This is a genomic window from Streptomyces sp. NPDC051172, from assembly GCF_040682555.1.
In the GTDB taxonomy this organism is placed as follows: Bacteria; Actinomycetota; Actinomycetes; order Streptomycetales; family Streptomycetaceae; genus Streptomyces.
In genome coordinates this window covers 28,195-39,244 of record NZ_JBFBBE010000058.1, presented here as the reverse complement: position 1 = coordinate 39,244, position 11,050 = coordinate 28,195, and the positions used below count along the sequence as shown (strand labels likewise).

Genomic DNA, 11,050 nt, shown 5'->3' with positions numbered 1-11,050 from the left:
GCATTCCGAAGGGGCCCGGCCGGAAACCGGCCGGGCCCCTTCCGCTTCTGCCGTGAGGCGGTCTCAGCGACGGCAGAGCAGGATGCCGCTCCTGCAGCTGATCTCGAACGCCCCTCGCCGGGCGATGTGGTCCGTGAGGAGGACGCGGGCGCGGTCGATGGTCGCGGCGAACGGGACATCGTGCTGGTCCGCCCAGGCCCGCTACGAAGCCATGTGGGCGACCACCGGACCGGGACCGCGGACGGCGATGGTGCCGGGCAGCTCGATCGTCTCCAGGCGCCCGAACTCCTCGCCCAGGTGGGCCGGTGCCTGTTCCAGGGGGAAGCGGGCGCTGAGCGAGATACGGGCCGGGCCACGGCCGGTGCCGAGGACGTCGCCGGCGGCCCGCTGCCACAGGTCGTCGAGTTCGGGCTTGTCGCGCGCGCTGTTGGTGGAGACGACCAGCAGCCCGTCCCGGGCCACGACACGGGACAGCTCCGCGACCGCGCGGGCGATGTCGGGGACGTGGTACAGCATGTGCATCGCCAGGGCGGCGCCCACGCCCCCGGTCGCCGGCGGCAGGCGGGCGACGTCCGCCACGGCGACCGGGCCGGGGACCCCGGCGAGGATGCCGGGAGCGAGGTCCAAGCCCAGAACCGCCAAGTCGGGACGGTCCCGGCGCAGTCGGCGGACGTATCCGCCGTTGCCGCAGCCGGCCTCGACGACGTGTCCGCGCACCTCGCTCAACTGCTCGGCGACGATGCCGGGCAGGTCGTAGCGGGGCGTCTTCCACTCGTAGAGCGCCTGGCGTGCGGCGAGGGCGCGGTCGCTGCCGTAGGCGTGCTGGGCGAGGCGGAACCGGTCGGTGACGGCGGCAGCGTGTGCGGCGGACAGTTCGGTGATCTCGGGAACGGTGACATGGCTACCGGCTGCCTACCAGACCGCCGTCGTCGTCCTCCCCCACCTCCAGCAGGCCCGCTGCCGCCCCCACGATCCGCGGGTCGGGACTGCCGACGACCTCCTCGTCCTTGCCGGTGTAGTCGAAGCGGGCGAGCACGCTGCGCATGGCCTCGACGCGGGCCCGTTTCTTGTCGTTGCTCTTGACCACCGTCCAGGGCGCGTGCTCCGTGTCCGTCTCGCGGAACATGGCGACCTTCGCGGCGGTGTAGTCGTCCCAGCGGTCCAGGGAGGCCAGGTCCATGGGGCTGAGCTTCCACTGCCGTACGGGGTCGACCTGACGGATGGTGAAGCGGGTGCGCTGTTCGCCCTGGGAGACCGAGAACCAGAACTTGATCAGGTCGACGCCGTCGTCCACGAGCATCCGCTCGAATGCGGGCGCCTGCCGCATGAAGCGCCGGTACTCGTCGTCCGAGCAGAAGCCCATGACCCGCTCGACGCCCGCCCGGTTGTACCAGGAGCGGTCGAACAGCACGATCTCGCCCGCGGTCGGCAGGTGTTCGACGTAGCGCTGGAAGTACCACTGCCCGCGCTCGCGTTCGGTCGGCTTCTCCAGCGCCACCACCCGGGCGCCGCGCGGGTTGAGGTGCTCGGTGAACCGTTTGATGGTACCGCCCTTGCCGGCCGCGTCCCGTCCCTCGAAGACGATGACGAGCCGGCGCCCGGTCTCCTTGATCCAGCTCTGCAGCTTCAGCAGTTCGATCTGCTGCAGCCGCTTGTGCCAGTCGTACTCCTTGCGCTCCATGCGGTGCCCGTACGGGTAGTTCTCCCGCCAGGTGTCGATCGGGCTGCCGTCCGGGCGGATGAGCACCGGGTCGTCGGGGTCGGTGTAGTCGACCTTCAGGTCGGCCGACAGGGGTGGCGTCGTCATCCGGATGTCCTTTTGGGTCTCAGTGGAACTGCGGCACGATCAGATAGATCCCGTACGCCACCACCGCCGTGCAGGCGAGGAAGCACAGGCCCGCCTGGGCGAGGCCGAGGGACGAGGTCCCGCCGCCGTCCTCGCGTGCTCCTTCGAAGCGGGCGACGCCGAGTACGCCGAGGGCGAAGACGACGACCACGGCGACGGTGACGCCGATGCTCACCGCGGTGACCTGGCCGAGTGCACTCCAGTCGAGTGTCATGCTGCGAACTCCCCGTGTTTCAGGCGGCCGTGCCGACGCGGGCCGGCGGTTCGGTGCGGATGGTGACTTCGTGGGCGTCGTTGACATTGTTGGCGTGCACCGGGTTGCGGCGCGAGACGAGGACGATGCCGGCGGCGACGGCGGCGCCGACCAGGGCGACGACGACCGTGCCGAAGTTGCCGCCGTGCTTGACCGCTGCCGCGGAGAGGCCGCCGACCAGCGCGGCCGAGGGCAGCGTGATCAGCCAGGCGGCGACCATGCGGCCCGCGACGCCCCAGCGGACCTCCGCGAGGCGCCGGCCGAGGCCCGCACCGAGGATGGAGCCCGAGGCGACCTGTGTGGTGGACAGGGCGAAGCCGAGGTGGGCGGAGGTGAGGATGACGGTCGTGGAGGCCGTCTCGGCGGCGAAGCCCTGCGGGGACTGGATCTCCGTCAGGCCCTTGCCCATGGTGCGGATGATCCGCCAGCCGCCCAGATAGGTGCCGAGGCCGATGGCGAGACCGGCGGAGGCGATCACCCAGACCGGCGGGCCGGCGTCGTGGCCGAGGGCGCCCGCGGAGATCAGGGTCAGCGTGATGATGCCCATGGTCTTCTGCGCGTCGTTGGTGCCGTGGGCGAGCGAGACCAGCGAGGCCGAGGCGATCTGGCCGAGGCGGAAGCCCTTGGTGACGGAGTCCTTGCGGCCGCGGGCGGTGAGCTTGTAGGCGAGGTAGGTGGCGATCAGGGCCGCTACTCCCGCCACGACCGGCGAGGCCACGGCGGGGATCAGCACCTTCTCGACAACCTTGTCGAAGTGCACGCCGTGGGATCCCGCGCCGACCCACACGGCGCCGATCAGCCCGCCGAACAGGGCGTGCGAGGAACTGGACGGCAGGCCGACCAGCCAGGTCAGCAGGTTCCACAGGATTGCCCCGACCAGCCCGGCGAAGATCATTCCCGGACTGACGAGGGTGTCGTCGACGATTCCCCCGGAGATCGTCTTCGCGACCTCCGTCGACAGGAAGGCTCCGACGATGTTGAGGACTCCGCTCACGAGCACCGCTGTTCTCGGCTTGAGCGCGCCGGTGGCGATGGAGGTGGCCATCGCGTTGGCGGTGTCGTGGAATCCGTTGGTGAAGTCGAAGGCCAGGGCCGTGACGATGACGACCGCCACGAGAAACGTGATGTGGTCCATTCCCTCAGGGGAACAAGCGCTTTCATACGGCAGGCGAACTGCAGGCAAAGCCCACGCCAGAACCCGGCGCCCGACCGGTGAGGGTCGTGCGATGCTGACGTGGTGAACCGTGAGGATCTGGTACGCCTGCGACAGGCCCGCGACCGCATGGACCGGGAGTACGCCGAGCCCCTCGACGTGGCCGCCCTCGCGGGCACCGCCCTGATGTCGCCGGGGCACTTCCAGCGCAGCTTCCGCGAGGCGTACGGCGAGACCCCGTACGGCTATCTCATGACGCGCCGCATCGAACGGGCCAAGACCCTGTTGCGGCGCGGCGACCTCACCGTCACGGAGGTCTGCATGGCGGTGGGCTGTACCTCACTGGGGTCCTTCAGCGCCCGTTTCACCGAACTGGTGGGCGAGACGCCGAGCTCCTACCGGGCCCGCTCGCACGAGGAGAGCGCGGAGATCCCGCCGTGCGTGGTGCGCGCGTACACACGTCCCAGAAGGACGTAACACCGGTATCGACCTTAGGTTGGCCCCATGGACCTGAAACTGCACACCTGTTTCATCGCCGTCGACGACCACGACAAGGCGATCGCCTTCTACTGCGACGTCCTGGGCCTGGAGATCCGCAACGACGTCAAGTACGAGGGGATGCGGTGGACGACCGTCGGGTCGCCGCTGCAGCCGGACGTGTCGATCGTTCTGGAGCCGCCCGCGGCCAACCCCGACCTCTCCCCCGCCGACCGTGACGCGATGGAGCAGCTGCTGGCCAAGGGCGTGCTGCGCGGGGTCAACTTCAGCACCGAGGACTGCGACACCCTCTTCGCCCGCGTCCAGGAATCCGGTGCGGAGGTGCTCCAGGAGCCGACGGACATGCCGTACGGGGTCCGGGACTGCGCGTTCCGGGATCCGGCGGGGAACATGCTGCGGTTCATGGAGCGGAAGGGATGAGCCGACAGGTCCTGTGGACCTACGCCTTCGTGGACCGGCCGATCGAGTCCTTCGGAGCCGCCTGCGAGTTCTGGACGGCCGTCACGGGTACGCGCCTTTCCGAACTCCGCGGCGAGAACGAGGAGTTCACGACTCTCCTGCACGACGGGGCCGACGCATGCGTCAAGGTGCAAGGGGTCACCTCGGGTCCCGGCGGTGCGCATCTGGACTTCCCGGTGGCAGACGAACGGGAGTTCATGCGGTCTGCGGTGGCTCTCGGGGCGGCGGTGGTCGCCGATCACGGAACGTGGGCCGTGCTGCGGTCGCCCGCCGGACAGCAGCTGTGCACCATGCCGTGGCGCGCGCAGGCGACGCGCCCTCCCGTCGTGCGGGGCAGCCGCCTCGACCAGGTCTGCATCGACATCGCGCCTGCCGCATACGACGCCGAAGTCGCCTTCTGGAGCGCCCTGTTGCCGGAGTGGCTGTCACGGCCCGGGGCGCTGCCGGAGTTCCATGTGCTCAGGCCGCCGACAGGCCTTCCGGTCCGCATCCTCCTCCAGCGCCTCGACGAGGACCGCCCCGCCACCGCCCACCTGGACCTGGCCTGTACGGACATCGAGACGACCCGCACCGCCCACGAACGCCTGGGCGCGCGGCTGCTCGCCCGCGGCACCCACTGGACGGTGATGCAGGACCCGGCGGGCGGCACGTACTGCCTGACGGAGCGGGATCCGGAGACGGGCGGGTTGCCCGTGCAGGAGGCCCAGGGCTCCTAGGGCCACGCATGGACGCACCCAACGGCCGTGGCCCCCTCGTCACGCGGGCACTCGGTGGCCTTCAGCAGCGGGGCGGCGGGCTCCTCGGAGGGATCTGCCTGTTCCCAGCCGACCGGTGGCGGCGGTTCCGCGGAGTCCTGCAGCCACAGGGTGAGCCCTCCCCCGACGGCCACGGCCACCGCCCAGACCACCACGGCCCACCGCCGAGCACGACGGCGCGACTCCCCCAACTCGCTTGTCATGGTGCCACGTTACGCCCTCAGCCGTGCCGCCCGCCCCGGCAGATAGGGCTGTTCGGGCAGGTCAGCCGCCGTGAGGCCGCCTCGATCAGCCGGCCGTGCGGGTTGTCCGGCGCGCCCGCCGAGGGCCACTGCCCGGCTGCGGCCGGCAGCGCCTCCTGTACGGCGTCCTCGGCGGCGTCGAAGTGCCCGTACCGCCTGACCGGCGCGCCGAGGACCTGCGGCGCGTGCAGGCGCAGCAGGTCCTCGACCTCGATGGTCGTGCCCGTGGACGCTCAGACGTCCGCGGAGCCGTTGCCGATGGGTCGGGATCACCACGGGGTACTTGGTGGCCCCGGCGGGCTGGGGGCACCGGACGATGCGCTCGGCGATCTCCGTGGCGCGCTCCAGGCTCGCGCAGTCCAGGACCAGTAGGCGGCCGGCAGGCCCTTGGTCTCGCCGTACGGGCCGTCGGTGATCACGCTCTTGCCGTCCTCGCCGAGGCCCACCAGCCGGGTCCTCGCCGGCTCGGCCAGGCCCTGTCCGTCGATCATCTCGCCGGACCCGGCCAACTCGTCGTTGAGGGCGCCCATGAACGCGTACATGGCCTGGACGTCCTCCTGGCTCCAGGCCGGGGAGGTCGCGCTCGCCGTGCCCTGGATGCCCTCGTAGTCCGCCTGGGTGCACTGCACCATGGCCAGGTACCTCATGACTCTGCTCCTTCGGCTCGCAGCGCCCTTGGTGGGCGGCTCTCACGGGGACGTCGGAGCGGGCCGGGTTCCTCGACACGGGGCTCAGGAATTTTTCACGGCGGGACTTCCGGGCTCCTGGCCAGGTACGGCGCCTTCGACGACGTACGCCTCGCACTCGGGGTTGCGACAAGGGCCCGGCACCCATACCGGGACCCACGCGCCCAGGGTCTTGTGGCGTTTGACGACCGTCTCCACGGGCTGTCCGCAGACCGGACAGACGTGTTCTGAACTGTCCATGCCCTCAGCGTAGGCCGGTCAGCGGCAGCGCGCGTAGGTGCGGACGAGGGCACCGTTGCCGAAGGTGCGCACCGACTCCAGCGTGAAGTCGGTGACGGAGAAGCCGGCGCCGAACATCGGCATGCCCGAGCCGTAGACCTGCGGGTAGGTCTTGCTGACCAACTCGTCTATCTCGTCGAGCAGTTCACCGGCCACCTGCGAGCCGCCGCACAGCCAGATGCCGGGTCCGCCGTCCTCGGCCTTCAGCTCACGGACCCTGCCGACCAGGTCCTCCGCGATGATCTCGACATGCGGGTCGGGAGACTCCTTCAGGGTGCGCGAGGCGACGTACTCGCGCAGATGCGCATACGGGCTGGTGATTCCGGCGTCGAGGGCGAGCCGGTAGCTGGCCCGGCCCTGGATGACGGTGTCGAAGCGGAGGTTGTCGCCCTTGATGCCGAGCGGTTCGCGGGCGTGGGCCGCGACGGTCTCCGGGTACGTCGAGACGAGGAACCCGAGGAACTCCTCGTCCAGGAACGCGAACATCGACGACGCGTCACCGGCCGGGTCCCCGATGAACCCGTCGATGGAGCAGGCGACGAAGTAGGTGAGCTTTCGCAAGCCGATCTCTTTCCGTAGGAGGCAAGACCGCTTGAACAACTACAGTTATAGTGCTTCATCTGTAGTGGTTACAAGGAGATTTCCATGGCACGCAACCCGGGGCGCCGAGCCGCCCTGGTCGACGCGGGCGTCGAGGTACTCGCGCGCGAGGGGGCGCGAGGCCTGACGTTCCGCGCGGTGGACGCCGCGGCCGGGGTGCCCGTGGGCACCGCGTCGAACTACTTCACCGCGCGCGACGAACTGCTCCGCCAGATCGACACCCGGCTGCACCAGCGCCTCGCACCCGACCCCCAGGTGCTCGCCGGGCTGATGCGGGCGCCGAAGGACCGGGCCCTGGTCACGGCCCTGGTGCACGACCTGATGACCCGGGTCACCGGCGACCGCACCGGCTATCTGGCCCTGCTGGAGATGCGTCTCGAAGCCGCCCGGCGCCCCGAACTGCGCGCCTCCTACACCGAGTCGGTCCGCGCCGACCTGGAGCAGGGCATGGAGTTCCACCGGTCGGCGGGACTGCCGGGGGTCGGCGTGCCGGAGGGGCTGGTGGAGCGGATCGTGGCGACGGTCGTGCCGGAGAGGTAGCGGTCACCCCGAAGCGGCAGGTCAGCCGCGGGGCTCCCGCCACATCGGCCACATCTGCGGGCCGTTCGGCAGGTCGAGGGGGCGGCCGGTGAGCTCGAAGCCGAGGCGCTCGTACAGCACACGGCTGCGGGCGCTGCTCGCCTCCAGATACGCGGGAAGACCTTCGCGGTCGCAGCGGTCCAGGACGTGCTGGACGAGCGCGCTGCCGATTCCCTCGCCCTGGTGCTCCGGAGTCACGCCGACCATCCAGAGGTACTCGTGGGCGCGTCCGGCGGGGTGGATCTCCGCGGTCAGGCGGGCGATCAGCTCGATGCGCTCGTTCCCGGGATCGACGGCGGCCCGCAGCCGGGCGGCCCCGTCGTCGGCCGCGTCCTCTGCGGCCTCGTGCTCTCCCGCGGGCACGGACAGCCACAACGCGCATGCGCTGCCGTCCTCCGTGACGTCGATCCGGCCTTCGTCGAGCACGATCCCGGTGAAGGCGGCCATCAGCCTGTGGTGGGTCGTACGGCGGTACTCGTCCCCGGGAAAGACCCAGCCACTGACCGGATCGTCCTGGAAGGCCTCGTCCAGCAGCCGCACGACCAACTCCCGGTCGCCCTCGTCCGCCGCCCGGATCGCCACGCCCATGTGCCGCCCTTTCACCTCAAACGCCGTCTGTCCTATGACCGTTGAGCCTATAGGGGACTGTCCGGCGAGTGTGCCCAAGGGGCGCGACAGGGGCTGCGGTACCCCGGAGGGCGAACCGAGCCCGAAAAAGGGTGGGCGGGCCCCGCACACCGTGGGGATGTGCGGGACCCGCCGGGCCGGAGCCTCGGCGGCTGTGCGGGGTCAGGAGCCGCGCGGCCGCCCCGGTGGGCTCCGGGGTCTGTGTGGGGTGTGGTCAGCCGATGCGCCGCGTCACGAACTCCGCCAGCGCGAGCAGACCGCCTGCCGCCTCCGGGTCGGGGACCGCGCGGGCCAGCTCCTGCATGGCGCGGGCCATCCGGTCGCCGGCCTGGACCTGAGCCCAGTCGCGCCCGCCGGCCTGCTCGACGGCGAGCGCCGTCTGCACGAGTTCCTCCTCGTCCCCCTTTCCGTACGGCACTTCGTACAGCTCGGCCAGTGCCGCGGCCGCCGGGGTGCCCGAGGTGAGCGCGGCGACCACCGGCAGGGACTTCTTGCGGGCCATCAGGTCCGCGCCGACCGGTTTTCCGGTGCGGTGCGGGTCGCCCCATATGCCGATGACGTCGTCGATGAGCTGGAAGGCGAGCCCGGCCTGGCGGCCGAACGCATCCAGCGCCTCGACGTCCTCGTCGCATGCCCCCGCATACAGCGCCCCCAGGGCGCAGGCACAGCCGAGCAGCGCGCCCGTCTTGGCCTCGGCCATGGTCAGCGCCTCGTCGAGGGTGATCTCGCCGGGGCCGCGCCGCTCCATCTCCGTGTCCGCGTGCTGGCCGGCGCACAGCTCGACGACGCAGGCCGTGAGCCGGGCCGCGGCCGGCCCGGAGGCAGGGTGCGGGTCCCCGGCGAGCAGCCCGAGGGCCAGTGCCTGCAGCGCGTCCCCGGCGAGGATCGCGTCGGCGTCGCCGAACACGGTCCACGCGGTGGGCCGGTGCCGGCGGGTGGTGTCCCGGTCCATCACGTCGTCGTGCAGCAACGTGAAGTTGTGCACGAGCTCCACTGCCGCGGCCGCCCGCCCGGCCGCCTCGCGCGCGCCCGGGCCACCGAGCGCGGCGGCCGCGGTGAGGACGAGCGCGGGGCGGATCGCCTTGCCCGCGTTGCCCGCCGCCGGGGTGCCGTCCGCGTGCTCCCAGCCGAAGTGGTAGAGCGCGATCCGGCGCATGGAGCCGGGCAACGAGTCGATGGCGGCTCGCAGTTCGGGGTCGACGCAGGACCGGGTGCGCTCCAGGATCGCGGCAGCCTCGTGCCCGTCCAGCGGCTGCGCCCCCGTGGGACGCTGCTTCGCCTCCGTCATGAACTCGGCCATGGGATCTCCCTCGGTCAGTCCGCGGACGGTGGCGCTTCCGCCGTGGCTGGGCGCGTACGACCGGGGTGTACCCGCCCTGGAGGGCGGGGACACGGCTCCCAGGTGCAGAAACGTCACCGCCACCGGCCGATCTCGACGTTCTCCAGCACGCCGAGCGCGTCCGGCACCAGGACCGCGGCCGAGTAGTAGGCCGTCACCAGGTACTTGATGATCGCCTGTTCGTTGATGCCCATGAAGCGCACCGACAGGCTCGGCTCGATCTCGTCCGGGATGCCGGCCTGCTGCAGTCCGATGACGCCCTGCTCGGCCTCGCCGGTACGCATCGCGATGATCGAGCTCGTACGGGCCTCGGAGACCGGGATCTTGTTGCACGGGTAGATCGGCACACCGCGCCAGGTCGGGATGCGGTTGCCGGCCACCTCGATCGTCTCCGGGACGAGGCCGCGCTTGTTGAGCTCGCGGCCGATCGCGGAGATCGCTCGCGGGTGGGCGAGCAGCAGCTTGGTGCCGCGCCGTCGGCTGAGCAGTTCGTCCAGGTCGTCGGGGCTGGGCACACCGTCGTGCGGCTGGAGCCGCTGGTCGTACTCGCAGTTGTGCAGCAGTCCGAACTCACGGTTGTTGACCAGCTCGTGCTCCTGGCGCTCCTTCAATGCCTCGACGGTGAGCCTGAGTTGCTGCTCGGTCTGGTTCATGGGCTGGTTGTAGAGGTCGGCCACGCGCGAGTGGATGCGCAGCACGGTCTGCGCGATGCTCAGTTCGTACTCGCGGGGCCTGGCCTCGTAGTCCACGAAGGTGTGCGGGATGTCCGGCTCGCCGCTGTGGCCGGCGGCGAGATCGACGGCCTTCTCACCGTACTTGTTGGTGCGCTGCTCCGGAATCGTGCGCAACTGCTGGAGGTGTTCGCGCAGGGAGTCGCTGCGCTCCGCGACCAGTTCGACGTCCTGGCGGGTCAGGGTCAGCACCGTGCACGCGGTGTCCGCGCGGGCCGTGTACTCCCAGATGGCGTCCGGGTCGAGCAGCGCCGCGTCGCCGAAGTAGGCGCCGTCGGCGAGCACCCCGAGGACCGCGTCGTCGCCGTACGGGCCCGTGCCGATCTTCTCGACCCTGCCGTGCGCCAGCAGATGGACCTCGTCGGTCCGGCTGCCGAACGAGGCGATCAGGCTGCCGGGCGCGAACTCCTGCTGCCGGCACCGCTGGGCGAGCTCCGCGAGCACCTCCTCGTCCTCGTACGACCGCAGCGCGGGAAGTTCGCCCAGCTCCGCGGGGATGACCTCGACCCGGTCGCCGGTCTTCACGAACGTGATGCGGCCGTCCCCCACTGCATAGGTCAGTCGCCGGTTCACCCGGTACGTACCACCCTGGACGTTCACCCACGGCAGGGTGCGCAGCAGCCAGCGTGAGCTGATCTCCTGCATCTGGGGTGCCGACTTGGTCGTCGTGGCCAGGTTCCGCGCGGCGGCCGTGCCGAGGCTCTGCTGCGGCTTGCCCTGCTCCGAACGGACCTCTTCGCCTACCGACATATGAGAATTGCCCTCCCGCTCCAACAGCCCGCGCCGATGTGCGCGGCTGCATCGATCTCCGCGGTCAAGCCTTCCATCACGGAACGTATCTGTGCTATTACCCGAAAGAGCGGGAATGGATCACCGCCGGCTGGGCACAAATGGGGATCCCGTCCAGCGGCGAGCGCGTGCGGAATGGCCGGATCCACTCCCCCGGCCCGAACACGATGTGTGATGACACCATTACTTTCGGTACAAGCTCCTTCACGGACGG

Annotated in this window: 13 protein-coding genes and 3 pseudogenes; 4 read left to right on the top strand and 12 right to left on the bottom strand. The window is 70.7% G+C overall.

The annotated features are described in order from the left end of the window. Nucleotides 1-63 precede the first annotated feature (63 nt). From AB0N07_RS30010 to AB0N07_RS29995, 4 genes and pseudogenes are all read right to left on the bottom strand, one after another. Nucleotides 64-882 (bottom strand): annotated as a pseudogene (locus tag AB0N07_RS30010) (methyltransferase domain-containing protein). 19 nt (nucleotides 883-901) lie between these two features. Next, nucleotides 902-1,807 carry a polyphosphate kinase 2 gene (gene ppk2 / locus AB0N07_RS30005; RefSeq protein ID WP_365840336.1) on the bottom strand — a complete coding sequence of 302 codons (906 nt, stop codon included), beginning with the start codon at nucleotides 1,805-1,807 and terminating at the stop codon, nucleotides 902-904. Between the two features lie 19 nt (nucleotides 1,808-1,826). Then, nucleotides 1,827-2,060, bottom strand: a complete 234-nt coding sequence (locus tag AB0N07_RS30000) for a hypothetical protein (protein WP_365840334.1) — start codon at nucleotides 2,058-2,060, stop codon at nucleotides 1,827-1,829. Nucleotides 2,061-2,079: 19 nt separating this feature from the next. Further along, the gene (locus tag AB0N07_RS29995) at nucleotides 2,080-3,234 is read right to left on the bottom strand and encodes an inorganic phosphate transporter (protein WP_365840332.1); all 1,155 of its coding nucleotides are present in this window, start codon (nucleotides 3,232-3,234) and stop codon (nucleotides 2,080-2,082) included. Nucleotides 3,235-3,336: 102 nt separating this feature from the next. On the opposite strand from AB0N07_RS29995, the gene AB0N07_RS29990 reads away from it, so the two are divergent. From AB0N07_RS29990 to AB0N07_RS29980, 3 genes are read left to right on the top strand one after another with little or no spacing between them, the layout of a single operon-like run. After that, entirely contained in the window at nucleotides 3,337-3,729 is a 393-nt protein-coding gene (locus AB0N07_RS29990) for a helix-turn-helix transcriptional regulator (RefSeq protein WP_115913281.1), read from the top strand. A gap of 27 nt (nucleotides 3,730-3,756) precedes the next feature. Then, nucleotides 3,757-4,170 (top strand): VOC family protein, encoded by a 414-nt coding sequence (locus tag AB0N07_RS29985; RefSeq protein ID WP_365840330.1) that lies wholly within the window; start codon nucleotides 3,757-3,759, stop codon nucleotides 4,168-4,170. Continuing rightward, nucleotides 4,167-4,925, top strand: a complete 759-nt coding sequence (locus AB0N07_RS29980) for a VOC family protein (RefSeq protein WP_365840328.1) — start codon at nucleotides 4,167-4,169, stop codon at nucleotides 4,923-4,925. Before AB0N07_RS29985 ends, AB0N07_RS29980 begins: the two co-directional genes overlap by 4 nt. On the opposite strand, the gene AB0N07_RS29975 is transcribed toward AB0N07_RS29980, so the two are convergent. The 5 genes and pseudogenes from AB0N07_RS29975 to AB0N07_RS29955 form a co-directional block, all read right to left on the bottom strand. Then, the gene (locus AB0N07_RS29975; RefSeq protein ID WP_365840326.1) at nucleotides 4,922-5,167 is read right to left on the bottom strand and encodes a hypothetical protein; all 246 of its coding nucleotides are present in this window, start codon (nucleotides 5,165-5,167) and stop codon (nucleotides 4,922-4,924) included. The genes AB0N07_RS29980 and AB0N07_RS29975 overlap by 4 nt on opposite strands. A 59-nt stretch (nucleotides 5,168-5,226) precedes the next feature. Continuing rightward, nucleotides 5,227-5,421 (bottom strand): annotated as a pseudogene (locus AB0N07_RS29970) (RNA polymerase sigma factor); the annotation flags it as partial. Nucleotides 5,422-5,439: 18 nt separating this feature from the next. Next, nucleotides 5,440-5,853 (bottom strand): annotated as a pseudogene (locus AB0N07_RS29965) (YciI family protein). Between the two features lie 84 nt (nucleotides 5,854-5,937). After that, a complete protein-coding gene (locus tag AB0N07_RS29960; protein WP_365840324.1) occupies nucleotides 5,938-6,132 on the bottom strand; it encodes a hypothetical protein in 195 nt (64 codons plus the stop codon). A gap of 18 nt (nucleotides 6,133-6,150) precedes the next feature. Beyond that, a complete protein-coding gene (locus tag AB0N07_RS29955; protein WP_365840322.1) occupies nucleotides 6,151-6,732 on the bottom strand; it encodes a dihydrofolate reductase family protein in 582 nt (193 codons plus the stop codon). 84 nt (nucleotides 6,733-6,816) lie between these two features. Here AB0N07_RS29955 and AB0N07_RS29950 point away from each other — a divergent pair, with 84 nt between their 5' ends. Further along, nucleotides 6,817-7,311 (top strand): TetR family transcriptional regulator, encoded by a 495-nt coding sequence (locus AB0N07_RS29950; RefSeq protein ID WP_365840320.1) that lies wholly within the window; start codon nucleotides 6,817-6,819, stop codon nucleotides 7,309-7,311. Nucleotides 7,312-7,332: 21 nt separating this feature from the next. On the opposite strand, the gene AB0N07_RS29945 is transcribed toward AB0N07_RS29950, so the two are convergent. From AB0N07_RS29945 to AB0N07_RS29935, 3 genes are all read right to left on the bottom strand, one after another. Further along, nucleotides 7,333-7,938: a GNAT family N-acetyltransferase gene (locus AB0N07_RS29945; protein ID WP_365840318.1), complete on the bottom strand. Its 606-nt coding sequence runs from the start codon at nucleotides 7,936-7,938 to the stop codon at nucleotides 7,333-7,335. Between the two features lie 253 nt (nucleotides 7,939-8,191). Beyond that, nucleotides 8,192-9,277, bottom strand: a complete 1,086-nt coding sequence (locus tag AB0N07_RS29940) for a family 2 encapsulin nanocompartment cargo protein polyprenyl transferase (RefSeq protein WP_365840317.1) — start codon at nucleotides 9,275-9,277, stop codon at nucleotides 8,192-8,194. Nucleotides 9,278-9,390: 113 nt separating this feature from the next. Then, nucleotides 9,391-10,797, bottom strand: coding sequence for a family 2B encapsulin nanocompartment shell protein (locus AB0N07_RS29935; protein WP_365840315.1), 1,407 nt, complete (start codon nucleotides 10,795-10,797; stop codon nucleotides 9,391-9,393). Between the last annotated feature and the right edge of the window lie 253 nt (nucleotides 10,798-11,050).

Excerpts from the sequence above, each read along its gene's own strand:
- ppk2 (WP_365840336.1), bottom strand. The coding sequence starts at position 1,807 with ATGACGACGCCACCCCTGTCGGCCGACCTGAAGGTCGACTACACCGAC.
- AB0N07_RS30000 (WP_365840334.1), bottom strand. The coding sequence starts at position 2,060 with ATGACACTCGACTGGAGTGCACTCGGCCAGGTCACCGCGGTGAGCATC.
- AB0N07_RS29995 (WP_365840332.1), bottom strand. The coding sequence starts at position 3,234 with ATGGACCACATCACGTTTCTCGTGGCGGTCGTCATCGTCACGGCCCTG.
- AB0N07_RS29985 (WP_365840330.1), top strand. The coding sequence starts at position 3,757 with ATGGACCTGAAACTGCACACCTGTTTCATCGCCGTCGACGACCACGAC.
- AB0N07_RS29980 (WP_365840328.1), top strand. The coding sequence starts at position 4,167 with ATGAGCCGACAGGTCCTGTGGACCTACGCCTTCGTGGACCGGCCGATC.
- AB0N07_RS29975 (WP_365840326.1), bottom strand. The coding sequence starts at position 5,167 with ATGACAAGCGAGTTGGGGGAGTCGCGCCGTCGTGCTCGGCGGTGGGCC.
- AB0N07_RS29960 (WP_365840324.1), bottom strand. The coding sequence starts at position 6,132 with ATGGACAGTTCAGAACACGTCTGTCCGGTCTGCGGACAGCCCGTGGAG.
- AB0N07_RS29950 (WP_365840320.1), top strand. The coding sequence starts at position 6,817 with ATGGCACGCAACCCGGGGCGCCGAGCCGCCCTGGTCGACGCGGGCGTC.
- AB0N07_RS29945 (WP_365840318.1), bottom strand. The coding sequence starts at position 7,938 with ATGGGCGTGGCGATCCGGGCGGCGGACGAGGGCGACCGGGAGTTGGTC.
- AB0N07_RS29940 (WP_365840317.1), bottom strand. The coding sequence starts at position 9,277 with ATGGCCGAGTTCATGACGGAGGCGAAGCAGCGTCCCACGGGGGCGCAG.
- AB0N07_RS29935 (WP_365840315.1), bottom strand. The coding sequence starts at position 10,797 with ATGTCGGTAGGCGAAGAGGTCCGTTCGGAGCAGGGCAAGCCGCAGCAG.